At 36.6% G+C, this 22,619-nt stretch carries 21 protein-coding genes and 2 pseudogenes; 8 read left to right on the top strand and 15 right to left on the bottom strand.

Annotation, left to right across the window (positions count from 1 at the left end; translation table 11 throughout):
• Positions 1 to 210: 210 nt before the first annotated feature.
• Genes mraY through rsmH form a run of 4 tightly spaced genes read right to left on the bottom strand, consistent with a single transcriptional unit; the run spans position 211 to position 4,726 of the window.
• Entirely contained in the window at positions 211 to 1,191 is a 981-nt protein-coding gene (mraY, locus tag B7700_RS07455; protein WP_084888150.1) for a phospho-N-acetylmuramoyl-pentapeptide-transferase, read from the bottom strand.
• Position 1,192: 1 nt separating this feature from the next.
• Positions 1,193 to 3,445 carry a penicillin-binding protein PBP2X gene (gene pbp2x / locus B7700_RS07460; RefSeq protein WP_084888151.1) on the bottom strand — a complete coding sequence of 751 codons (2,253 nt, stop codon included), beginning with the start codon at positions 3,443 to 3,445 and terminating at the stop codon, positions 1,193 to 1,195.
• Between the two features lie 3 nt (positions 3,446 to 3,448).
• Positions 3,449 to 3,766, bottom strand: a complete 318-nt coding sequence (ftsL, locus tag B7700_RS07465) for a cell division protein FtsL (RefSeq protein ID WP_000227824.1) — start codon at positions 3,764 to 3,766, stop codon at positions 3,449 to 3,451.
• Positions 3,767 to 3,775: 9 nt separating this feature from the next.
• Entirely contained in the window at positions 3,776 to 4,726 is a 951-nt protein-coding gene (rsmH, locus tag B7700_RS07470; protein ID WP_084888153.1) for a 16S rRNA (cytosine(1402)-N(4))-methyltransferase RsmH, read from the bottom strand.
• A gap of 166 nt (positions 4,727 to 4,892) precedes the next feature.
• Here rsmH and B7700_RS07475 point away from each other — a divergent pair, with 166 nt between their 5' ends.
• From B7700_RS07475 to B7700_RS07495, 5 genes are read left to right on the top strand one after another with little or no spacing between them, the layout of a single operon-like run.
• A complete protein-coding gene (locus B7700_RS07475; protein WP_001082471.1) occupies positions 4,893 to 5,087 on the top strand; it encodes a helix-turn-helix transcriptional regulator in 195 nt (64 codons plus the stop codon).
• A 15-nt stretch (positions 5,088 to 5,102) separates the two neighbouring features.
• Positions 5,103 to 5,645, top strand: coding sequence for a DUF3278 domain-containing protein (locus tag B7700_RS07480; protein WP_023946651.1), 543 nt, complete (start codon positions 5,103 to 5,105; stop codon positions 5,643 to 5,645).
• A gap of 10 nt (positions 5,646 to 5,655) precedes the next feature.
• On the top strand, positions 5,656 to 5,982 hold the full coding sequence (locus B7700_RS07485) for a hypothetical protein (RefSeq protein ID WP_023946653.1): 327 nt from the start codon (positions 5,656 to 5,658) through the stop codon (positions 5,980 to 5,982).
• 26 nt (positions 5,983 to 6,008) lie between these two features.
• A complete protein-coding gene (locus tag B7700_RS07490) occupies positions 6,009 to 6,587 on the top strand; it encodes a DUF3278 domain-containing protein (protein WP_023946655.1) in 579 nt (192 codons plus the stop codon).
• The gene (locus B7700_RS07495) at positions 6,584 to 7,060 is read left to right on the top strand and encodes a glutathione peroxidase (protein WP_084888155.1); all 477 of its coding nucleotides are present in this window, start codon (positions 6,584 to 6,586) and stop codon (positions 7,058 to 7,060) included. The genes B7700_RS07490 and B7700_RS07495 overlap by 4 nt, the downstream gene beginning before the upstream one ends.
• A gap of 142 nt (positions 7,061 to 7,202) precedes the next feature.
• On the opposite strand, the gene B7700_RS07500 is transcribed toward B7700_RS07495, so the two are convergent.
• The 10 genes and pseudogenes from B7700_RS07500 to B7700_RS07545 all read right to left on the bottom strand — a co-directional run bounded on the left by B7700_RS07500 (position 7,203) and on the right by B7700_RS07545 (position 17,463).
• On the bottom strand, positions 7,203 to 7,496 hold the full coding sequence (locus B7700_RS07500) for a DUF5960 family protein (protein WP_000196991.1): 294 nt from the start codon (positions 7,494 to 7,496) through the stop codon (positions 7,203 to 7,205).
• Positions 7,489 to 7,851, bottom strand: a complete 363-nt coding sequence (locus B7700_RS07505) for a hypothetical protein (RefSeq protein WP_000567217.1) — start codon at positions 7,849 to 7,851, stop codon at positions 7,489 to 7,491. Before B7700_RS07505 ends, B7700_RS07500 begins: the two co-directional genes overlap by 8 nt.
• Entirely contained in the window at positions 7,848 to 9,263 is a 1,416-nt protein-coding gene (locus tag B7700_RS07510) for a Y-family DNA polymerase (protein ID WP_084888163.1), read from the bottom strand. The genes B7700_RS07505 and B7700_RS07510 overlap by 4 nt, the downstream gene beginning before the upstream one ends.
• 3 nt (positions 9,264 to 9,266) lie before the next feature.
• On the bottom strand, positions 9,267 to 9,953 hold the full coding sequence (locus tag B7700_RS07515) for an XRE family transcriptional regulator (RefSeq protein WP_000284677.1): 687 nt from the start codon (positions 9,951 to 9,953) through the stop codon (positions 9,267 to 9,269).
• Positions 9,954 to 10,324: 371 nt separating this feature from the next.
• A pseudogene (locus B7700_RS07520) lies at positions 10,325 to 10,792 on the bottom strand (POT-type proton-dependent oligopeptide transporter); the annotation flags it as partial.
• Between the two features lie 206 nt (positions 10,793 to 10,998).
• Positions 10,999 to 13,212: a glycoside hydrolase family 31 protein gene (locus B7700_RS07525; RefSeq protein ID WP_084888165.1), complete on the bottom strand. Its 2,214-nt coding sequence runs from the start codon at positions 13,210 to 13,212 to the stop codon at positions 10,999 to 11,001.
• Positions 13,199 to 13,852: a DUF624 domain-containing protein gene (locus B7700_RS07530; RefSeq protein ID WP_084888166.1), complete on the bottom strand. Its 654-nt coding sequence runs from the start codon at positions 13,850 to 13,852 to the stop codon at positions 13,199 to 13,201. Before B7700_RS07530 ends, B7700_RS07525 begins: the two co-directional genes overlap by 14 nt.
• A gap of 204 nt (positions 13,853 to 14,056) precedes the next feature.
• Complete coding sequence (locus B7700_RS07535; RefSeq protein WP_084888167.1) at positions 14,057 to 15,622, bottom strand: type 2 periplasmic-binding domain-containing protein; 1,566 nt, start codon at positions 15,620 to 15,622, stop codon at positions 14,057 to 14,059.
• 9 nt (positions 15,623 to 15,631) lie between these two features.
• Positions 15,632 to 16,528, bottom strand: coding sequence for a carbohydrate ABC transporter permease (locus B7700_RS07540; RefSeq protein ID WP_001267167.1), 897 nt, complete (start codon positions 16,526 to 16,528; stop codon positions 15,632 to 15,634).
• A 17-nt stretch (positions 16,529 to 16,545) separates the two neighbouring features.
• Positions 16,546 to 17,463 (bottom strand): ABC transporter permease, encoded by a 918-nt coding sequence (locus tag B7700_RS07545; RefSeq protein ID WP_000861541.1) that lies wholly within the window; start codon positions 17,461 to 17,463, stop codon positions 16,546 to 16,548.
• Positions 17,464 to 17,665: 202 nt separating this feature from the next.
• On the opposite strand from B7700_RS07545, the gene B7700_RS07550 reads away from it, so the two are divergent.
• A complete protein-coding gene (locus tag B7700_RS07550; protein WP_084888168.1) occupies positions 17,666 to 19,336 on the top strand; it encodes a sensor histidine kinase in 1,671 nt (556 codons plus the stop codon).
• Entirely contained in the window at positions 19,317 to 20,855 is a 1,539-nt protein-coding gene (locus B7700_RS07555) for a response regulator transcription factor (RefSeq protein WP_084888169.1), read from the top strand. Before B7700_RS07550 ends, B7700_RS07555 begins: the two co-directional genes overlap by 20 nt.
• 10 nt (positions 20,856 to 20,865) lie before the next feature.
• Here B7700_RS07555 and B7700_RS11335 read toward each other — a convergent pair.
• Positions 20,866 to 21,097: pseudogene (locus B7700_RS11335) on the bottom strand (hypothetical protein).
• Between B7700_RS11335 and B7700_RS07565 the strand changes: the two are divergent.
• Positions 21,058 to 22,584: an IS1182 family transposase gene (locus tag B7700_RS07565; RefSeq protein ID WP_084888170.1), complete on the top strand. Its 1,527-nt coding sequence runs from the start codon at positions 21,058 to 21,060 to the stop codon at positions 22,582 to 22,584. The pseudogene B7700_RS11335 and the gene B7700_RS07565 overlap by 40 nt on opposite strands.
• Positions 22,585 to 22,619: the final 35 nt, after the last annotated feature.

A 22,619-nucleotide genomic window follows, 5' to 3' on the forward strand; every position in this document is an offset into this window, starting at 1 on the left:
TCTGCAACCTCAAAACAGTGTTTTGAGCAACCTGCGCTAGCTTCCTAGTTTACTCTTTGATTTTCATTAAGTATAAGTGTTCTAGTAAGGCTTTCATTTACCTTACGTTCATAATATACTACATTAGTCAGAAAAGGTCAAGAGATTTGACTTTAATTGACCAATATTTTTTAGAATGCAAAAACACCCTGAAATATCAGGGTGCTATTCTTACATCAAATACAAAATTGCTAGGGTCAGGAGACTTGCTAGAAGTCCCACTCCCCAAAAGAAGAAGTCGACCTTCCACTCGCTCCAAGGATTTCCTTTACCAGACAATCCTCCAAGCTCAAAATGGTGATGGACAGGTGTCATACGGAAAATACGTTTACCACCAGTCAGTTTGAAATAGCCGACTTGCATCATGACCGAAGTTGTTTCAAAAACATAAACAATTCCGATAATCAAGAGAGTCCATTCTTGGTGGAGGGCCATAGAGATAGCTGCCAGCATTCCACCGAGAGCCAAACTTCCCACATCTCCCATAAAGACTTTAGCAGGCTTATGGTTAAAGACAAAGAAACCAAGCAAACCACCAATCATGGCAAGAATCACTAGAAGGATATCCATCTGACCTTGCACATAGGCAATAACTCCATAGGCAGACAAACTAATCACAACGGAAATACTAGCTAAACCATCAATACCGTCTGTCAAGTTTACTGCGTTTGAAAAACCGACTAGCCAGAAAAGAGCGAAGACAATATAGAAAATCCCTAGATGCACTTGGTAACCAAAGACAGAAAGCATATCTCCACCGCGCTCATAAAAAAGGTAGAAAATGACACCACCTAGAAGCTGAAGAGCCAATTTCTGTTTGGGATTAAGACCCTCATTGATTTTACGGAAGACCTTGAGGAAATCATCTAAAAATCCGATTAAACCATAAAGAACCAAGATAAATAAAATCATACCGACATTATTGCTGAGTTGATTACTAAATAAGGTAAAAAAGAAGGTAACCAAAACAGAAGCAATTAAGAAAACCAAACCTCCCATTGTAGGAGTCCCAGCTTTTGCCTGGTGCTGTTTGACATCCTCATGCATCTGCTGGCCTGTAATTTGCGCCTTTCTATAAAATTGGATAAAGGCCGGAATTCCTACTAAAGTTAGTAAAAATGTCACAATTCCAGCACTGATGGAAATAAACATATTAGTCTCCTAAAGTTAATTTAATTTTTTTAATGTTTTTGATAGCTGTATTAGTCCGAACATCTTGCTTCTGTACAACAGAACCTGACCCTTCAAATTCCAGCTCAATATCCAACCATTTAGCAAAGGTTTCAGCAGTCTCTTTTTTCCAGCCATACATGTCTGGAATTTCTTCTACCTTATCCGATAAAAGGAGAACTTGTCGGTTTGGTGCAAGATTGGTCCCTTCTTCTACAGAAGTCTCTTTAATCTTTGTTCCAGTACCTACAACGATTGGTTGCACAATATTTCGGCGTAAGGCTTCCGCCAACTCACCAGGTGAAATATCCTTGATGCTAGGCATTGCATAAGAAGACTCTGTCGTAACTTTATCTAAATTCTTAGCAGGAGATTGAAGATTGAGAGATTCTTTCATAGCTGAAGCCCGCTCCAAGATTGGGTTGGCAAATTCTCCCAACTGGATACCTGAATAATGTTCAGGTTGCTGAACCGTTACATACAAGATAAAATCAGGATTTTCAGCAGGGTTCATAGCCACAACCGAGAAAATGTAGTTGGTAGAACCAACCAAGTAGCCTCCATTTTTCTCGTCAGCGATTTGGGCTGTACCAGACTTGAGGGCTACATTTTGACCTGGAACATTAACAGTTGCTTTTCCTGTACTATGATTATACATAGTTCCATATCTAGGATCCGTTCCTACCAAGACCATGTGAGTCCGAGTTTGGCTAGCCGCATCTTTCGAAACTGGATTCCCTACAATTTCTTTTTGAGATCTACGAACGGTTTGATCATTTGGATCATACAAGGCCGTAATAAATTTAGGCTCTAACATAACGCCATCATTGGCAATAGCTGTAAAGGCACGTAGCATCTGGGTCTGCGTTACAGAAATCCCCTGACCAAATGCACTCATGGCAATATTGACAATATTATCTGCAGGCAATTGACCTGTATACTCATCAGTCAGACCAAAACGAGTTGGGACCCCAAATTTAAAGCGGTTTAGATAATCCAACCAAGTAGCATCTCCCATTTTTTGTTCAAGTAGACTCATTCCAACATTACTGGAGTGAGCGAAACCTTGTGAGAAAGTCATCATTCCACCAGTCGTCAAACCATCATTAACATCCCAATCTCGAATCGTCGCATCCGCTATTTTTAATTCACTGCTATTGAAGTATTCTCCACTTGGGAAGGTATTATTATCAATAGAAGAAGCTAACGTCATAACCTTCATGGCTGATCCTGGTTCATAGTTACTTTGATAAAGAATGTCACGCCAAACAAAGTCCTCAGTGATTCCTTCTTTAGTATCTGCATTAAAGGTAGGTCGTTGGGTGGTAGCGAGAATTTCACCGGTCTTTGCACTGACCAAGGTCGCGGTCATATACTTACCTTTTACTTTTTCTAGAAAGGCATCCATCTGAGTTTCCATGAAAGATTGTAGCGGACTAGACAATGTTGTATAAACATCCTTGCCATCCACAGTTTGTTGCGATACCTGTTCTGTACCTGGTACGATATTTCCTACACGATCTTTTTCATAGGTAATAATACCGTCTGTCCCCGCAAGAATGGTATTTAACGAACTCTCTAGACCAGAGGTTCCTAATAAACTCTTACTGCCGTCCTCATTTTCATGGAGTTGGGCTAACCCAATAAAACTAGAAGCAAATTGGCCATTTGGGTAGCTTCTGTTAGGGCTAGTTGTAAAGTCAATCCCTTCCACACTAGCATCTTTCAAATCTTTTTTAATAGCCATCATATTGGCATAGGTAATCCCATTTCCTTTTGCTCCAAAAGAAACTTGGGTCAGATTTGGTTGAGCTAATTGCTCTTTCACATAAGCTTCATCCATATCCAAATACTTATGGAAGACTTCAGCTACCTTATTAAACTGCGAATCCTCTACATAAAGAATTTTACCCGTTGCTGACTTGTATTTTTTATCAATAACAGCATAGACGTTATAAGAGGTCGCATCTTCAGCGATAGGCACTCCATTTCGGTCATAGATCGTCCCACGTTTGGCAGGTACTGTTCGAGTTGTTTGGTGAACCTTTTTAGCTTCTTTTACCAAGTCAGTACCAAATATATTGCCTTTAGCGATGATATAAGCAAAATTTGCCAAAAAGAGGCCAAAAAGGGCAACAGCTACAAAGCTGAGGTATTTGCCAACTATCCTACGATTTTTTGCTGGAGATTTACGATTTTTTATCGCAAATCGGGTTATTTTTTCTGTCCATTTCATATCTTACTCCGCTGTTCGGATATTTTCATTATTCAATTTCAAATCTTTTTTATCTGCAATCTCTTTCAAGCGCTCTGAACGAATCAATTCATTCACTTCCTGCTTAGCATCATCGAGCTCTGTCTTCTTTTCCTCTATCTGCGCATTGATTTTTGTCAAATCACTTTGCACTTGCAAGAGCCGTGTCTGCATAAAGATAATGCTCACTGCTAAAACGAGAGCCGTAAAAGCGATGGAAAGATAAAAAGCCTTCTCCACACGTGAGAATTTTTTTATACGATTCTGCAAGAATTGACTGGTTGTTTCTTTCTTATCTACCATTTTTTCCTCTTACTTGTGAATTTTTCTGGCCACGCGCAACTTGGCTGAATGCGAACGGTTGTTGGCTTCTAACTCCTCTGCACTTGGCAAGATTGGCTTACGGGATACCAATTCCATCTTGGGCTTGAGATCATCTGGGATGAAAGGCAAGCCTTTTGGAACTTCAACCGTTGAAGCTTCCTTGAACAATTGCTTGGTCAAGCGGTCTTCCAAGGAATGAAAGGTAATCACTGAAATTCTACCATCTAGAGCCAACATCTCCATAGCCTGCTGGATGGATTCGTCTGCCGCCCCCAGTTCATCATTAACTTCAATTCGAATAGCCTGAAAAATCTGCTTGGCAGGATGGCCCTTTTTCTTGAGTTCCTTGGCAGGTTTAGCCGACTTGATAATTTCTGCCAACTCAGTCGTTGTCTCGATTGGCTTGACTTCACGTTCTTGTTCAATCTTACGCGCAATCTGTTTAGAAAATTTATCCTCGCCATACTTGAAGAAAATTCGGACCAAATCATGATAGTCATAGTGGTTCACCACTTCATAGGCTGTCAGACTAGCATCCTGATTCATGCGCATGTCTAGTGGCGCATCCTTTTTATAAGAAAAACCACGCTCACGCTGATCCAGCTGAGGACTAGACACCCCCAAGTCATAACAAATTCCATCAATTTCCTGAACACCAGCTTCGCGCAAACGTGCCTGTAAATGACGGAAGTTATCCTTGATAAAAGTCACCATCCCCTTCTCAATGTAGGGAGCCAAGCGTTCTTGCGCATTGTCAATGGCATTCTGGTCCTGGTCAAAGGCATAGAGATGGCCTTTTTCACTTAATTTACTTAATAAATATTCGCTATGGCCTGCTCCACCCAAAGTCGCATCAACGTAGATACCATCAGGTTTTACGTCGAGCATATCAATCGTTTCGTGGAGTAAGACCGTTACATGATGAAATTCTTTTGTCATATCTTATCTATTTTACCACAAATCCGACTAGCTTGCACTAGTCAGACAAATAGGCCAAAAACAAGTAAGATTTCTTTAAGAAATATGTCAAATATGCTTGACATTCACTCCATAGAAGAATATAATATAGTCAAATATATACGACATAAAGCAGAAAGGAGTCCAGATGAATCGTGTGAAAGAATTTCGCAAGGAACTAGGCATTTCTCAGCTCGAGCTAGCCAAGGATATCGGTGTCTCGAGACAAACCATCAATATGATTGAGAACGACAAGTACAATCCAACCCTGGAACTCTGTCTCAATCTCGCCCGCAGCCTCCAAACTGACCTCAATAGTCTCTTTTGGGAGGATAATTTTTAAAAAAGGAGCCAACTCATGAAAAAAGAAACCTTCACTGAAAAACTCATCAAACGCACATACGGCATTTCTGGTCCCCTTGACGAATACAAACGGCGTGAGATCGATCGTATCGGGAACCAAGTCTTTATCGTCCTCTTTTATCTGATGATTTTCGGAAATCTTATTCCACTCCTTCTGGCCTATAAATACCCTCAAGAAGTGGCTCTAATCTATCCTCCTCTGATTTTAGTGATTGCCCTCATCGCTGCTGGCTATGTCACCTACCAAATGAAAAAAACAGGGATTACAGCTATTGATCCAGATATGCTGAGTGAGAAAGAAAGTAAGCAACTACATTACCCAGGTCTGAAAGCAGGTTTGTTCTTTGGTCTATGGATGTTTTTTATAACTCCTCTTCTCAGTATACTCATAGGTGAAAGTCCGGACTATTTTAATTCTCTTCTTACTATAAGAAATGGTGTATCAAGCATTCTCGGTTCTATCTTCTTCGGAGCAAGCATACAGTTCCTCATCTCCCGTCGCATTGCAAAAGCTAAGAAAGATCAAGATGAGGATTAGGAGGTACCCTATGAAATCACTAGTAACTTTACTTACCTATCATCTTTTGTTCAGTTCTCTGCTCATCTTCATCATCGTTTCAGGGAACTTGCCAATCTACGATATAGTCTTCCTTCCAGTCTTTGTTCCAGCACTCAACAAAGGATTGACTTATCTAAAGATTGACTCCCAAAAAACGCGCATACTCAACTTAGCACTATTCTTTATGATTCTATCCTTACCACAACTGACGCTCATTTCAATCAATTGGAAATATTATATACTGCTAACTATCGCTATCCTTTCTTCTATTACTTATCTTTATTATCTCTATCAATTCGTAAAAGAAACAAAATAACATCGTTCATTTAGGAGAAATCACCCATGAAAAAAGAAGACTTAACAACTCGCCTACTTCGAAATTTCTTTCATATCCAAGGGCCTTTTGATGAATGCCGTCAAGAGGTTATCTACAAGGCTTGCGCCCGTTCCATGATCCAAATCTTTTACTCTTCCTTCATTCTCTTCCTATTCTATATTTTGTTCGGAAGCTTTATAGAAATTGTTCGAAATGTTATGCCCTACATCTATTTTGGACTCATTTTGTTCATGAGTATAAAAGCTCAAAAAGCCGTCCAAGAGCTTCATCTTGAAAAGGATGACAAATCAGAAATCATCCTCAAAACCTACAGCAAAGCCCAAATCAAATTCCGAAGCTGGATTGTGTTTATCGTTATTCAGATCGGCCTCTTTACCTTACTCATCTTTCATAAAGTCTTCGTTCAGCAGATGTCCCTTTCAGATTTTGTGAAGTTGCTCATGCAATTCGATAAAAGTGTTCCTTTCCTGATGTATAGCCTGATTATCGGAAGCATTTTTGGAACCCTGACCTACGGATTTCTATCACTACAGGAGGAGAAACCTCCTAAAAATACCAAACAGAAGGAGAAAAGCAAGCAATGACTTCACTATACGATTTTTCAGTCTTGAACCAAGACCATCAAGAAACTCCACTAGAGACCTATCGTGGTAAGGTTCTCTTGGTTGTCAACACTGCTACTGGATGTGGTTTAACGCCCCAGTACCAAGGACTTCAAGAACTCTATGATCGCTATCAAGAACAAGGTTTTGAGATTTTAGACTTCCCTTGCAATCAGTTTATGGGACAAGCACCAGGCAGAGCAGAGGAAATCAACACCTTCTGTAGCCTACATTATCAGACCACCTTCCCACGTTTTGCCAAGATAAAGGTCAACGGTAAGGAAGCAGATCCTCTCTATGTTTGGTTGAAAGAACAAAAATCTGGCCCACTGGGAAAACGAATCGAATGGAATTTCGCTAAGTTTCTTATCGGTCGTGATGGTCAGGTCTTTGAACGCTTCTCTTCAAAAACAGACCCAAAACAAATTGAAGAGGCGATACAAAACCTACTATAATTTCACAATCTCACTATTATTAGTTCTCCTTTAGCCTAAGAATAGTGGGATTTTTTGATGGGCTTTGACTTGAATAGGAAAACACCCCATGATATGAACCATGAAGTGTTGTAAAAATGATACATTCATAGCAGACAAGGCACTACTGACTGCTATTCTTGACTCCTGAATATGTATAGGTCCTATTTCTAGGACACGCTTTTTCCGTTACCACCCTAAAATAAAAGCTATGCTCCCGCCCATCCTTGGCATTTTCCTTGTTTAAGACAAAGTAGTTTTTCTGATTCATCGCCATGGTTCGTAGAATGTCATCAATCAAGAAAGTCAAGGGTACGTTCATGGCAGAGTATTTTTGAAAATCCTCTTCAAAATGAATATAGTTATCTGAAAAATAATCCATCTGCAGTTTGTTTTCATACAGCTCTTTTCTAGTCATAAACTCCCTCCTCCCACAGCCGAATTTCTAGGATATCTGCAACCTCTATCAACCTATATCCCTCGTTTGTCCTAATAGATAGAGTCTGAGGTGATAACTCTCTCACCACACCGATGATGGTGATTTTCTGCTTCTTTTCCTTTACCACAAAACTTCCCTTAAGTTGGCCAACATAAAGCTGAGAAAGCAAGTGCAACTTCTCATCTGGAGTCAAATCCGTCGAAAAATCAACACGGCTTTTTTCTTCACTGAGCGAACTGGTGTGTTCTGAGAGGTAAAATCCCATCCACTTCTGCATACCTGGATCTTGATAATCTCGCGCGGATTGAAAGGGTAAATAAGAACGATCAATCATTTTAATTCATCTAATCCTCCAGCAAAATGGCCCCCAATCAGCTTGCTTCTAGCAAGACTACGAGAGGCTTCTTCCAGTGCGTTGGCTTTTAAGAGAGAAGTAAAACCAAATTCTTCCCGAATGGAGTCAATAGCCATCTGGAGCCTTTCTTCTTTTTCTAACTTGTCAACATCATCAAAGAGGGAAATCAAGCTAAAGGACTCATCCACAAATCCTGAATAGTTAACTCCGACGCTTCTGACTGCTCCAGAAGTGTATTTGTTATGAAATAACTTCAAAACATAATCTATTAAGACAGCGGTATTATTAGTAGGTTCGACCTTCATTTGTGTGTGAATAGACGGTCTAACTTCCTGTTTAGAGAAACCGACATAGATAGAGACAAGGGTTGTTTTCTTGCCAGACCTTCTCAATCTAATAGCCACCTGCTCCGCCATTTCTCGAAGAATAATTTCAATATCCCGTAGCTTCACGTAGTCTCTCGGCAAGATTTGAGAATTCCCCAAGCCCTTGGATTTGGCTTTATAGGGCTTATGAACATTGCTCTCATCAATCCCATTGGCATGAAACCACAAACGCAGACCAGCCTGACCCAGAGCTTTCTTTAACTGGTCTGGATTGCTGGTTGCCAATTCCTTGATGGAAAAAATCCCCAGAGCATGCAAGCGTTTCTCCATCCGCCTGCCAATTCCCCAAAAGTCGGTCATCTTGGGAATGGACCAGACCTTCTCTTCCACATCCTGGTAAGACCAGTTGGCCCTCATGGTCGGAGTGTGCTTGGCCTCATTATCCAGAGCCAACTTGGCCAGTAAGGGATTGGCATTGGACATACCCACTGTAGAGTAGATTCCTGTCTGCCTCCAAATATCCCTCTGGATGCAAGCAGAAAGCATATCCAGCTTGTCTTTGCGAGAGAGATTCTTGTCTGGGATGAAATAGTTGAGCGAACTAGTCAGATCAATAAAGCCCTCATCGATAGAGTAGGGATAAATATCATCTGGACTACCATAGTTTTGAAAGATTCGCTGGATTTCCATATTGACTGCGATGTACTCATCCATCCTGGGTGGCACAATCAAGGTCACTTGAGCCCAATCTTCGATGTAGCGAACATAGTCTGAGTCGGTAGGTAGCCCTTGCTTTCGAGCATTGTAATAGGAAAATTTTCGCGTTTTGATATCAAAAGGCAGATCATTGGCCCGACCAACATTTGACTTGCCAAAAATCTTCTTAAACATGGGAGAGGAGGCTAGGATAAGACCAGTTGAGTTATCCGCGCGACTCATGACACAAAGCGAGGTTTTCAGCGGATGTAAGCCCCTTTTCACGCACTCAACACTGGCATAAAAGGATTTTATATCGACAAATGCAATGTCACTTTTGGGCTCTCTAGAATAATCAAAGTAGCCCATTGGCTAGCCCTCCATCGGCACAAAGTTCCCAACGATAATCCCCACAATCCGAGGATCTTCCTCATAGGAGATGAAAATATCCTTATATTTAGGATTGATAGAGACCAGACGCAATCCATTCTCCTCTCGATAGACCCGTTTGATATAGGTCTGGTTGTTGCAAACCACTGCATAAACCGCTCCATCATAGTCAAATCCTGTCTCTCGAATCAGAGCTACTGAACCATTTTGGTATTTAGGTTCCATGGAGTCCCCAGACACCCATGACGCAAAATCATGAGCCAACTCCTCATTAAAGTAAACCGTATCAAAATTCTGATCATCATAGACCGAAGCCCCAATCCCTGCTGACATGCGTTCATAAACACGGTACTCGTAGAAGCGCTCTGGCATAGCTGTCACTTTTTGAGCTTGCTCCTCTTGAGATAGGTTACGAGCATAGAGAACAACCTTCTCCTGCCCTTGCTTGGAGAGGCTATGGTAGAGACGGACAATCTCGATCTGAGTAAAATATCCTTTGGGTACTTTTAAAATGTTCTCTAGCTGGACTACCTTCTCCTTGGACGGTTCCTTGACTCCACGTTCCCAAGCTGAGTAAGCCTGGAAACTAATCCCAAGTTGCTCTGCAATTTCCCTCTGTGTCAGTTTTAACTCTTTCCTCCGAGCCTTTAATTTTTCTGGCTGATACATACTTCACCTCCTATTATGATGATTTAATGGACATTATCTCCCTTAGAAAGACTAATCGATGCTTGAATCCATATTTTTAAAACTCAACCAATTTGGTTTAGTTTTATTATATAAAAAAAGTAGACAAATGTCCACTAGGAAAAGCAGAAACATCGTGAGTTTTATACTCAATGAAAATCAAAGAGCAAACTAGGAAACTAGCCGCAGGCTGTACTTGAGTACGGCAAGGCGACGTTGACGCGGTTTGAATTTGATTTTCGAAGAGTATTAATCAAACTAAAAGGACCTAGCCCTATACAATACAGAACTAAATCCTTTGAATAAATAATTGATCTAGCTTTTAAAATCCCTACAGAAATTCCAGTTTTTCTCTATTTGATACCGGACATTAGTTTTTCAATACGTGGAACGTAGAAGAGTAAGATAATACCGAATACAATCGTAATTCCTCCAACAATTCCATAGTAAGCTACTTCAGTTTCGCTTGTATAAAATTTTACAATTTGAGCATTGATAGCTTGGGAAGCTGCATTACTCAAGAACCAGATAGACATCATTTGTGCTTGGAAGGATTTTGGTGCCAGCTTATTAGTAACTGATAGACCAATAGGCGAAATCAACATTTCCCCCACAATCACAATAGCCCAACTCATAATCAACCAGAAAGGACTGACCTTAACATCTGTCCCAAAGATCATCCCTGGTAACATCATCCACAAGAAGGATAAACCTGCTGCAAATAAACCGTAAGCAAATTTCTTAGAAGAGGACGGTTGCTTTTTACCCATTTTCCCCCACAACCATGCAAAAATCGGCACATAAATCATAATGAAAAGTGGAAGTTACTTTGAAAAATCACCTTTAAAAATTTGCTCTTGTTTAGTTTAAAAATGTTCCAAACCTTGAAACATACTTATCCTTTCCTCTTCAGTAAACAAAAACATCCCTATGCCAAACTTGTAATTACTAAAATACAAGCCAATAAGCATAGAGATGTAAAACCATTACACATTAAATAATTGAAATTGTGTACGAAATGTCTCAATTAGTTTTCGCTAGTAAATATCATTTCCAACAAACGCCCTCTCAATTCCTTATCCTGATGATGCAAGATATTCATTAACTCATGAGAATTTTTGGCATTGATGAATTGATTTAACAATCTATCTTTTAATTCATATGGAAGAGAAGCAGTCTTTAGTAGTCTAAAAACTTCGTCATTTAGGGATGTCCTTTTATGATCTTTACATTCAAATCTAGCTGTATCATTCTTATTTGGCAATTCAATTATAGACACATTCGTTCCTTTAAAATGAATTCTATGCCTTCTATTGCTTGGAACGATACTAGAATCTCCTTGTAATGCCAACTCTACCATTCCCATTTCCCAATCGATTGATAATCTTGTTTTATATCTTTGACCATTTTGATCTTCAATCATTTCAAAAGAATGTTGTTTGCCTGGGAATACATACCAATCTACAACTTCAGGTAAATCAACCCCCATATCTATCTCAGAACCAACCAAGGGAATGATGGCACCACTTTTTGCAAACACAGGTATAGTTGAAATGTCTCTATAAACACTTAACTTCACACCACCTGTGTATTTTTTCTCTGAAAAGAAATCATACCATTCACCTTCAGGGAACCATACATCTACTTTGGCAGAATGGAATGCTAAATCCATCTTTTCTACAATGGGAGCCACCATCAGTTCTGTTCCAAAAAAGTATTGATTTGGAACATTATAGCTCTCATCATTCTCTGGGTAGAAATAATACATTGGACTAATTAACGGGGCACCTTCCTCATGTGTCTTTACATTCATGGTATATAGATATGGGATCAACTGATGTCTCAAACAAAGATATTTCTTCATAATCTTAGATGTTGTTTCTGAAAAAAACCAAGGTTCTTTACTATTAAAGGGGCTTCTAGAACTATGTAATCGAGTTATCGGACTAAAAACACCAAACTGTAGCCATCTAGTTTGTAGTTCTTCGTCATAATCCCCCAGCATATGCCCACCGATATCATGGCTCCACCAACTATAACCGATATTAGATGCTGTCGCTGTAAAATAAGGTTGAAATCTTAATGAATTCCAACTAATAATGGTGTCCCCTGAAAAACCAACAGGGTAGCGGTGACTACCAGGACCTGCATACCTTGATAAAATCAAACCACCTTCTTCATTTTTACAGCTATCCTGATAGTGATAATGGTTTAAAAGCCATAGTGGATCCAACATACCTTGTGTCCCTTGTTGCCAGTCAATCCACCAAAAATCTACTCCCTGCTTTTCTAGCTCATAATGAACATCTTTAAAGTAAGCTTCCCTAAAAGAGGGATTAAAAAAATCAAAAATAGCAGGTTCTTCTAGTTCTACATTTAACCCCAATCGTTTGGCGACTCGAGGATAAGCTTCTTCAAAAGCCCGTATACCATCAGCAGGATGGACATTTAAGGAGAGTTTTAACTTTCTATCATGAAGTTGTTGCAATAATTGTTCTGGATTAGGTATTAGGTTTTTATTCCAACTATAGCCTGTCCAGCCACTTCCAAAACGGGCTGGAATGTCAGTTATATGCCAATCCATATCTAAAACACCGATAGATAATGGAATTTTCTCTGTTTTAAATCTGTCTACTAAATCCAAGTATTCATCCGACGTATAAGGCCAATACCTACTCCACCAATTACCTAAAGCGTATCTTGGCAACAAGGGTGTCGAACCAGTCAAATGGTAAAAGTCTCTGATTGCTCCTCTATAATCATGCCCATAGGCAAAGAAATACAGGTCAATTTGATTTTCTCTCTCAATATAACCAGACTGTTCATCCCAAATAAATCCTTGAGAATCATCCAATAAGGCTATACCATTTCGGCTAATAATTCCATCTTCTAATGGGATTGCTCCATCTGCCTCATCCAGAGTCCGAGCTGTTCCTTTTAACGTTTCAATAGATTCACCAAAATACCAGCGACTACCATATACGGCAAAATTTCCTTTTAATTCTATAAATAAATTTTCGGCGTTAAATTCTCCTTTATTAAAGTGCAGATGAAAATAGTCCGTCATAATATCTAGTACGTTTGATGTCTCGATATAATCTAACGAAACTTGACCAAAATCTCTATTATAGATAAGTTGTGTAGTTCTATCTTCAAAACTTCCAGTTTGAGAGTATTCTAACCTTACTAACTTGTCTGTTAATACAGAGATTCGATAAAACTCTCCCTTAAAAATTTTCAATTTGTTTCCTCCTTTTAGTAAATTGCTTTACTTTATCAAACATTTTATTCGTTATCATTACATTCATCAATCCGCAAAAAGCAAAGCCTCCAAATGTAAATACGTAAATAGCTGTTAAAACCCGTTCTGGACTACTGAAACTCATATACAGTACAGAAATATTAAATAAAACCAACATGATAGCTTGTATTGGATTTAAAATACAAATTAATACGCTATTTACAATACTATTTTTTAGATTATCTTTAAATAGACCAATATAGGGAAAAACAACACTCATAAAAAGTATTATAACAAATAAAAAGGGCAACACTAACAATAAACTATACTCTGAAAATAAACTTGAATAGCCCCAAAGACAATAGTTCACATATAAAAGTAATTCTATTAGGAGGATAAACAACCAAATAAAAGTTGACTGTTTAAAATTTCGTCTAAAGATCCGAAAATAATGATAAGCAATATCTGTATCTTTACCTTTTAAAATACGATACCACATTGTCGTAAGAGAAGTTAATGATGCCCCAATTGTAACTATTGGAATACAACTCACAATAAATAGAGTATTTAAAATAATTAAATCTGTCAAAAAAGTTAAAATTCTAACCACTTTTCCATCTAATGAAAATAATTTTTGCATAATATATTCTCCATAAAATCAATCGTCTTAACTCTATATTTTAGAATGTCAGTTGCACAAAAATATTACCTAAATTATTTAAAAAACATTTCCAAATTTCTTTAAAAATTAGAATAAAGGAAGCGAGATAATTTGACGTTATCAGTCTCGCTTCCTGTAATTAGCTAGTCCCTTGTTTATACAACCAAGAGTTCATATAAAGTATTACTCTTTTACTTCTTTTTGGTAACGATTATATGCTTCCTGTTGAATCTTCATAAATTCGTCCAATCCCATATTCTTAAGAGTTTCTTTGTATGAGTCCCATTCTTTTTCTATGCCACCTTCAACTACCCATTTAGATGCTTGTTGTTTGACATAGGATTCAATGCTAACATAGATTGATGATAATTTGTTAAGTTCTTCTTGTGAATAAATCACATTAGGGTAAGCTGGCAACGCAAATTGTTTCAAATCTTGGTCCATCTTCAATTTCAATCCATCACCTTGTGTTTGATCGATTTCTACGCGACTATTGATATCATCGCTTACGTATTTAGGACCAAAATCTCGAAGTGAATTAATCCATGCCCATTCATCAGCTGATTTACCATCTTTAGGAGGTAACACTTTAAACTTATCACCATTCTTTTCAGTAGCTATTCCAAATGATCCATAGAAATTCTGAATACTTGCTTCATCTGTATATAATTTATCCAACCATTTCAATAATTTAGCAGGGTTTTTGCTCTTATTTGTAATCAAAATTTCATTTCGACCATAGTTGTAATGATCTGGATCAGAAAAGACATATTGTTTACTATCCATACCTTTTAAAGCAGGTAGAGCAATATACTCACTTGAATGTAAGCCAAACGTTGCATCTGCTGTCCAACCACTAGAAACACCTACTCTAGATACTCCCTTATCCATACGTTTCGCAACACTCATAGAGGTATCTTCTGTAAAGATTTCCGGATCAATCAAACCTTTTTTATAAGATTCGTGCATTGCTGCAATCCCTTGTTTATAACTTTCCTCTGTACGAAGGTAGACTGGTTTTCCATCTTTTACAGACATTTCATACGTATTATCTGCCCCTAAACGATTATTGAACGGAAGAATATATGAGAATGTTGGATCAAAGTTTCCTGCTCCGAATGGAATTTCATCAGAAGCGTCTCCATTTCCGTTCGCATCTTTATCCTTAAATTCTTGTAGTACTTTTACTAAATCATCATAAGTTTCTGGAACCTTTAATCCTAAATTATCCAGCCACTTTTTATTAATAAATAGCTGATTAGCTACCGTAGGGCGCATCGGTAATTTTTTAGGTAGACTGTAGATATGACCATCTGGTGAAGTAATCATAGCTTTAATCTTAGGTTCTTTCTCCATAGCCTTAGTTAAATTTGGCATGTTTTCTTTGATTAAATCTTCCAATGGAATAAATAAAGATTGGTTCTGAGCAATTTCTGAATCTGTAAAAGCATTTGAACCTAAAAATGCATCTGGTAAATCTCCACTAGCAACCAACACAGATTTCTTATCTGCCCAATCTGCAGCTACAAGTGTATCCCATTTAACATCGATACCTGATTCTTTGGCAGAATCAGTTAGAAAACCTTTATGATAATCTTCCCCCCAGTCAGACCAACGAACAGTTGTGATTTTATAAGAATCTTCTCCAGACTTATCGTCCTTATTCGCATTATTAGAATTTGCACAGGCTGTTAAGCCAGCAAGTGTAACTGTTCCTAAGAACAAATATGTAAATGATTTATTTTTCATGTTTTTCTCCTATTCTTTCAACGCGCCAATCATTACGCCTTGATTAAAATATTTTTGAACAAAGGGATACAACAACATAATCGGAGCGGTTGAAATAACAATTGCTGCATATTTCATCATATCAGCCTTGATACGAAGATCTGATGCCACTTCTCCTGTTGCTTGCGATTGTAACATTTGATTACTAATTAGTAAACGTCGTAAAATTAATTGCAATGGCTGTAAATTTTCATTCGTTAAATAAATTAAAGCATTAAACCACGAATTCCAAATACCAACTGCAGTCCAAAGTCCAATAACTGCTATAATAGCTTTTGATAACGGAACAACTATTTTAATAAAATAACGAATTGTACCACAGCCATCAATTTGCGCAGCCTCCCACATCCCGTCTGGAATACTATTATTAAAGAAAGTTCTAGCAACAATAATATTGTATGATGAAACTGCAAAAGGTATTACCATTACCCAAAATGTATCAATCAAGCCTACATTCTTTACTGTTAAGTAGGTAGGAATCAAGCCACCTGATACAAACATAGGAATAATGTATAGAATGCTCATCCACTTTCTACCAACTAATTCTTTTCTAGATAAAGCATAACCAGCTGGAATATTGACTACTAAAGCAACTAAGGTACCAACAACAGTATATAAAATGGTATTTAGATAGCTACGCAAAAATAAAGGTTGTTGAATAAGACGTAAATATCCATCTAATTTCCATTCTCTAGGAATAAACCATACCTTCCCATTTGCAACATCTGAAGGATTGCTAAAAGATGCAATCACTACAAACCATAACGGATAAACAATTAACAAGATAAGGAAAATTGCTAAACCATAGGTAACTATATCAAATAATAATTCAGAGTTTGTTTTTCTTGATTTATGAAACCATCTCACTTTAAGCACTCCTTCCTTTAAAAAAGACCCGTTCTAGTATATCTTTTTGAGAACCAGTTAACAGATAACAAAATTATTAGATTGACTACGGTGTTAAATAACCCTATAGCTGTCGAATAACTATACTGAAAGTTCACCATACCAACTTTATAAACATAGGTCGAAATTATCTCACTTCCTGCTAAATTAAGAGGATTCTGTAATAGTAACACTTTCTCAAACCCTACACTTAATAAACTACCTGCTCTTAATATTAGTAAAATCATAGCAGTCGGCAAAAGTAATGGTAATTCTATATGCCGAATTTTTTGTAATCTAGAGGCACCATCCATAGTTGCAGCCTCATAATATGTAGGATCAATTGCAGAAAGGGCTGCTAGATAAATAATACTATCCCAACCTATATGTTGCCATACATCACTCCAAACATACACACCTGCAAAATTAGTAGGTTTTGATAAAAAATCTGGAATAGTAATTCCAACAGACTTAAATACATTCGCTAACAAACCGCTAGTAGGAGATAAAAATAAGATAATCATCCCACACATAACCATTGTAGAGATAAAATGGGGTAAGTAAGTTGTCACTTGAAATATTTTTCTAAATTTCCCAACTCTTAACTGATTACTAATGATAGCTAGTATAATAGGTAAGGGGAATCCTACTACAATACTATAAAGTGAAATTTTTAATGTATTGAACATAGTTGTCCCGAATTGGAATGATGAGAAAAATTGAGTAAAGTACTTAAATCCTACCCACTGACTAGCAAAGATACCATTGGCTGGTGAATAGTCTTTAAATGCAATAATTAGTCCCAACATGGGAATATAGGAAAATAAAATTAATAGCAATATTGAAGGAAAAAGTAATATATATAACGGAATACTATGCTTTAATTTTATTTTATGAAGTTGAGATGCTACTTTCATGTTTTTCCTCCCATCTGATTTTCTACGATTATTTTACACCATATAGAATTCCCTTAATAGAACTTTTTGGACTAGGTTTATCAATTTTTCAGTTTTTTAATTTTAAAAACTATTACTTTTCCGACATCTTGATAAAACATATCTGTTTTGTTACATGATATCGTATTTTCAAAGTGCTATAATTTTAAGAGGAGAATAGTATATGAAATTAAATCACGACTTATCAAAAAAACATTCCATTCATTTTTTCTTTAAACTCCTACTTGTACTACTATTGATAAATATTTTAATCAATATTGCTATGAGTAACATAACCAGAAATTTTATTAAAAACCAAAATATAGTACACCTACGTAGTTCAATTGAAATTTATGCTGATTCTGTTAATGAGAAATTGCATTCTGTAGAACGCTTTATGTACTCAACAATAACGCATAATGAATCTTTAGAGAAATTAAATCATGTACAAACGTTTCTTGAGTATCAAGAAAATCTTAAAAAAGTTCAAACTAGCTTTACAGAGTTTGAATATCAAAATGAAACTCATATGACATTCTTATTAGAAACCGATAGTACTGATCATTTTATAAATGTCTCCAATCTTTATATTCCATATGAAGATTATCTACTGTTAAAATCAAATCTAAAATCATTGCGTAGTGATATAAGTGACCGTAAATGGAAAAATGTAACTACTAAAAACAGCGAATACTTAGTTAAATCTGTTCATTACGAAGGAAAAATCATTTATGCCGTCATATCTTCAGAAGATATCCTAAAACCTCTCAATAAACTTAATATTGGTAATAATGGCAAACTCTCCCTAAAAGAGCCTAACAATATACCGTCCGCTAATTACCTAATTCATGCCCAAAATGAAAAAACGCATTTACCCTTCGATATTTATGTTTTAGTCGATTATGCCGAAGTCTTTAGAAATATCACACTCTTAGAAGTATTTTTATCAGCCGTTCCTATCATTATCACAATTTTATCAATCATCATTATCCTGTATATTCGTCAGTGGATGATTAAACCTATAACAAGACTCACTGAACGGCTCTCTCAATTTGGGGGCTCCATCCCCCCTTCTGAATTTTTTATATCTGAAGGTATACTAGAAATTGATAAGGCAAATGATAAACTTAATAAAGTAATATTTGACATGCAAGAATTAAAAATACGGGAATACCATTCACAACTAGAACTTAAGAAGATAGAACTTAATTATCTTAAGAACCAAATTCGTCCGCATTTCTACTTAAATATGTTATCAATGATTCATAGTATGCTTCAAACAAAAAACTATAAGGAAATTGAAGAGTTAACTATCCTAACTTCAAATTATCTCCGTCATTTATTTATGGCTAATCAAGATTTTTCAGAACTTAAAGATGAAGTTCAGCATATTAGAGATTATTTAGAAATACAACGAATTCGATATGGAAATAGCATCTACTTTTCACTAGACTACAATGATGACCTACAAAATACTCTTGTTCCATCGTTACTGTTACAAACATTTATTGAAAACACAATCAAACACGGTTTTTCATTTCAGGATTTATTTACAATTTTGCTATCGATAAAAAAAGTAAAAACTGAGAACTCAGATTATATTCAGATTTGTATCGAGGATAATGGTCCAGGTTTCTCTGAAGAAATTTTATCAAAACTAAATCAGAAACAGTCTCTAATAACAGAAGATGGACATCATATCGGGATCACAAACACCATCGAACGTTTAAATCTTCTCTATCCCAACGACTATACTATTACATTTAAAAATAATGAAGAAGGTGGGGCTAAAATTCTTTTACTCATTCCATACAAGATTATAGACGGAGGTTATAATGAACATCTTATTAGTTGATGACGATCGTTTTATCATTGAAGCTTTACGAGAGAAAATAAATTGGGATAAACTACACATTGACATTGTTTATGTTGCCTATAGCCTCTCTCAAGCTCAAAATATTATTAGAGAGCATCCTATTGATCTCATGATAAGCGATATAGAAATGCCTCAAGGCAGCGGCCTCGAACTCTTATCTTGGATTAGAAATGAAAAATATGATATAAAAACAATTTTTTTAACTAATTACGCCGACTTCAACTATGCTCAAAAAGCAATTGAATTGCAAAGCTTCGAATACTATCTAAAACCCATTAACTTTGAAAAATTAGAATTTATTATTCAAAAAGCCATTAGTAAAATTGAGAATCATAACTTAAATGGAAAAAATGATTCGCTTTTACAAATAGAAGATAATTTCTGGTATGATTACCTTAGAAAACCTCAAATTTCTCGCATTGATGAACTAGAAAACATAGCGAGCAAACAAGATTTTATTCTTAAAAAACACCAGTATTTTTTCCTTGCAGTTTTAACAATTAATCTTAATGAAGAAGATTATTCTATAGAAACTCCATCATGGACTTCTCAACTAAAAAGAGAACTTCAAAGAATTTCACAACCTTCTTATAAACTGATAAGTTTGTTTAAGATGGAAAGCCAGGTTGATCAATATGTTTGTCTTTTTAGAGTAGACTCATCAAAACGTAGTGACAAATTAGCATGTGAGATTCATTCTCAAATTTCTAATAACTTTAGTAAATGCTCCAACATTATATATAAGAGTTGCCATAAAATATCCGATATTTTATTTCATACTAAAGAACTCTACACTTATAATGAACAGTATATCGCTTATTGGAATACTATTATATGTGTTCCACATAGTTTTCCAACTTCTTTTAAAACAGAAACTCTTTCAATTACTTTTTTAGATACCTTAAGTGAATACGAATTAAGAGAAAAAATTAATTCACTTGCTTATAATTCTCAAATTCCTACTTTCACACTACAACAAATTTTACTAGATTGGACTCAACAAATAGGAATATATCTAGATCAAAAAGGAATTTCGGCACATAAATTGTTCCAAAACAGCACTCATGATTTCTTATTCCAACGACGCTTTCATTCAATTGAATCTTTTCAGGATTACTTTGATTATTACTGGTCACATGCTAAGAAATTTGCAACAAACATTGAAAACCAGAAAAATAGTATTCAACGCATTGTCGAATACATAGATCATCACTACTATGAGGATATAAATCGTTCTATATTAGCAGATATGGTTTACCTCAGTGCAGATCATTTAGCTAGAATTTTTAAAAAAGAAACTGGAGAAACTCTTGTTAAATATATAACGGATAAGCGCATTAATGCTGCTAAATCTCTCCTATCCCAAACAAATATCTCGATATCACAGGTATCTTGTCAAGTAGGGTATGATAATTATTCTTACTTTACTAAAATTTTTAAACAAAGGACTGGACTTTCTCCTGGAGATTACCGTAAAACATATCAAAATAAAATGTAAGCAATTTAAATCATTGAAATGATAAGTAAAATTCAAGATTTGTAGTAATTTTTGAAATTCTACAGTTTTTCCAAAGATAAGTCTGGGACAATAGTCCCTTATTTCCAAAAAAAGCAACGGATTTGCCGTTGCTTTTTTTGCATGGTTGCGATAGTCTTGGTAAAATAGAATTGCTTAATAAACCATTTAGAAAGGCCATCCCATGCATATTCACTATAACACAGATCAAACAACTTTACCACTAGAAATCAGTTCTTTCTTGCCACAGGACCATCTCGTCTTTACTATTGAAAAAGTGGTGAATACCTTGGAGGATTGTCACTTCCATGCCTTCTATCATGACTTTGCTCGTCCGTCTTATCACCCTAAAATGCTTATAGCTACTCTTCTATTTGCCTATTCACAAGGGATTTTCTCTGGACGAAAAATTGAAAAAATGATGATTGAAAATCTCGCTATGCAATACCTAACAGGACCGTTGGTTATCAGCTATCGCACCATCAATCGTTTTCGAGTCGCTGAAGGGATGGAAGAACTCATACGTAATCTTTTCATGGACCTCAATCTTCATTTAAAAATGGAAGAGTTAGTGACCTTAGATTGTCTGTTTATTGATGGTACTAAGATTGAAGCCAATGCCAACAAGTATAGTTTTGTGTGGAAGAAAGCGACAGAGAAATTCTCCGCCAAACTGCAAGAACAGATACAGAACTATTTTCAAGAAGAAATCACTCCCCTTATCCATCAAGCTATCAAACTGGACACACAAGATCCTATCTCCTCAGAGCAGTTGCTTGCATTCGCTCAAGTCCTTGAAGAAGAATTGGAAACACTGAACCAGAACATTGAGGAGACAGCTGTTAAAGGGAAGGATGAACGTAAAATCCCGCGTCGTAAACTCAAGAAAGTCTTGCGTAAAGTCAAAGATGATTTTTCAGTACGTGCTGAAAAGTATGAGAAGTATCAGGAGACATTTCAAGGGCGTAACAGTTTTTCCAAAACCGATCCAGATGCCACTTTTATGCGAATGAAAGAAGACCATATGAAAAATGGCCAACTCAAGGCTGCTTATAATCTTCAAATCGCTACTGAAAACCAATTTGTTCTTCACTATGATATCTTCTCAAATCAGACAGATACCAAGACTCTTCTGCCATTCCTTGAAACCTATCCACATGACGTACAGACAGTTGTCGCAGATACTGGATATGGAAGTGAAGAGAACCTCCTTCGTTTAGATGAAAAGCAGGTAAACCATCTGATTAAATATGCCATGTTTGATAAGGAACAGAAGAGAGGGTATAAACAGTCGAATAGAAACTTAGCGAATTGGCACTATGATGACAAGGAGGATAGCTACACACATCCTGATGGCTGGTGCTATCGTTTTCACCATATCAAGCACCAGAAAACACAGACGGACTTTCAACAGGAAATCAAGGTTTACTACGCCGACGAACCTGAATCAGCTCCTCAAAAGGGACTGTATATGAACGAACGCTATCAAAACTTGAAAGCTAAAGAATGTCAGGCGCTTTTATCTCCTGAAGGTAGACAGATTTTCGCTCAACGCAAGATTGATGTGGAACCTGTCTTTGGGCAGATAAAGGCTTGTTTGGGTTACAAGAGATGTAATCTGAGAGGGAAGCGTCAAGTGAGAATTGACATGGGATTGGTACTTATGGCTAATAACCTCCTAAAATACAATAAGAGAACGACTCAAAATTAAAAAGCTAGAGTTCCATAATTGGAAATCTCTAGCTT

It is taken from the genome of Streptococcus mitis, assembly GCF_002096755.1.
Classification (GTDB): domain Bacteria; phylum Bacillota; class Bacilli; order Lactobacillales; family Streptococcaceae; genus Streptococcus; species Streptococcus mitis_AC.

What these genes read in the sequence shown, in the direction of transcription:
- B7700_RS07565 (WP_084888170.1), top strand. Translation starts at nt 21,058, where the DNA reads ATGCATATTCACTATAACACAGATCAAACAACTTTACCACTAGAAATC.
- B7700_RS07505 (WP_000567217.1), bottom strand. Translation starts at nt 7,851, where the DNA reads ATGATTGATCGTTCTTATTTACCCTTTCAATCCGCGCGAGATTATCAA.
- B7700_RS07480 (WP_023946651.1), top strand. Translation starts at nt 5,103, where the DNA reads ATGAAAAAAGAAACCTTCACTGAAAAACTCATCAAACGCACATACGGC.
- B7700_RS07485 (WP_023946653.1), top strand. Translation starts at nt 5,656, where the DNA reads ATGAAATCACTAGTAACTTTACTTACCTATCATCTTTTGTTCAGTTCT.
- B7700_RS07475 (WP_001082471.1), top strand. Translation starts at nt 4,893, where the DNA reads ATGAATCGTGTGAAAGAATTTCGCAAGGAACTAGGCATTTCTCAGCTC.
- B7700_RS07545 (WP_000861541.1), bottom strand. Translation starts at nt 17,463, where the DNA reads ATGAAAGTAGCATCTCAACTTCATAAAATAAAATTAAAGCATAGTATT.
- B7700_RS07500 (WP_000196991.1), bottom strand. Translation starts at nt 7,496, where the DNA reads ATGACTAGAAAAGAGCTGTATGAAAACAAACTGCAGATGGATTATTTT.
- rsmH (WP_084888153.1), bottom strand. Translation starts at nt 4,726, where the DNA reads ATGACAAAAGAATTTCATCATGTAACGGTCTTACTCCACGAAACGATT.
- B7700_RS07495 (WP_084888155.1), top strand. Translation starts at nt 6,584, where the DNA reads ATGACTTCACTATACGATTTTTCAGTCTTGAACCAAGACCATCAAGAA.
- B7700_RS07550 (WP_084888168.1), top strand. Translation starts at nt 17,666, where the DNA reads ATGAAATTAAATCACGACTTATCAAAAAAACATTCCATTCATTTTTTC.
- B7700_RS07530 (WP_084888166.1), bottom strand. Translation starts at nt 13,852, where the DNA reads ATGCAAAAATTATTTTCATTAGATGGAAAAGTGGTTAGAATTTTAACT.
- B7700_RS07490 (WP_023946655.1), top strand. Translation starts at nt 6,009, where the DNA reads ATGAAAAAAGAAGACTTAACAACTCGCCTACTTCGAAATTTCTTTCAT.
- B7700_RS07535 (WP_084888167.1), bottom strand. Translation starts at nt 15,622, where the DNA reads ATGAAAAATAAATCATTTACATATTTGTTCTTAGGAACAGTTACACTT.
- pbp2x (WP_084888151.1), bottom strand. Translation starts at nt 3,445, where the DNA reads ATGAAATGGACAGAAAAAATAACCCGATTTGCGATAAAAAATCGTAAA.
- B7700_RS07510 (WP_084888163.1), bottom strand. Translation starts at nt 9,263, where the DNA reads ATGGGCTACTTTGATTATTCTAGAGAGCCCAAAAGTGACATTGCATTT.
- mraY (WP_084888150.1), bottom strand. Translation starts at nt 1,191, where the DNA reads ATGTTTATTTCCATCAGTGCTGGAATTGTGACATTTTTACTAACTTTA.
- ftsL (WP_000227824.1), bottom strand. Translation starts at nt 3,766, where the DNA reads ATGGTAGATAAGAAAGAAACAACCAGTCAATTCTTGCAGAATCGTATA.
- B7700_RS07515 (WP_000284677.1), bottom strand. Translation starts at nt 9,953, where the DNA reads ATGTATCAGCCAGAAAAATTAAAGGCTCGGAGGAAAGAGTTAAAACTG.
- B7700_RS07555 (WP_084888169.1), top strand. Translation starts at nt 19,317, where the DNA reads ATGAACATCTTATTAGTTGATGACGATCGTTTTATCATTGAAGCTTTA.